Annotated in this window: 1 protein-coding gene; it reads right to left on the bottom strand. The window is 47.4% G+C overall.

Annotated features, from left to right (window positions below; genetic code table 11):
* Positions 1-218 precede the first annotated feature (218 nt).
* Positions 219-308, bottom strand: a 90-nt coding sequence (locus E1189_RS26005) for a C2H2-type zinc finger protein (protein ID WP_155158146.1), incomplete at its 5' end; no start/stop codon positions are given.

Raw genomic sequence — 308 nt, 5'->3', positions numbered from 1 at the left:
CAACAAAGTTCAGCCTGAAGACCATTCCCAACTTTCCTTCCCATATGAAGAACAAAAAAGAAGATAGCAATGTAACTGGCAGGCTCTTGTGATGTTGGTGTTTGCGGCGCTGGACGTCTGCCTCTGATGAGAGGTACATCTCTTGACCTGAGTGAGGATCAGTAGCTGAAATTGCTGGGCAAAGGTGGTTATATTGCCTGTGAAAGAGACAGACCGGGTCACTCTCCTTTCACATTACGATGTGTACGCTTGTGCTTGGTGAGATTACCGGATGAGACGAAAGACTTGTTACACCCGTCCTGGTCACA

Source organism: Parendozoicomonas verongulae, assembly GCF_009711465.1.
In the GTDB taxonomy this organism is placed as follows: Bacteria; Pseudomonadota; Gammaproteobacteria; order Pseudomonadales; family Endozoicomonadaceae; genus Sansalvadorimonas; species Sansalvadorimonas verongulae.
This window is presented reverse-complemented; position numbering and strand designations above follow the sequence as displayed.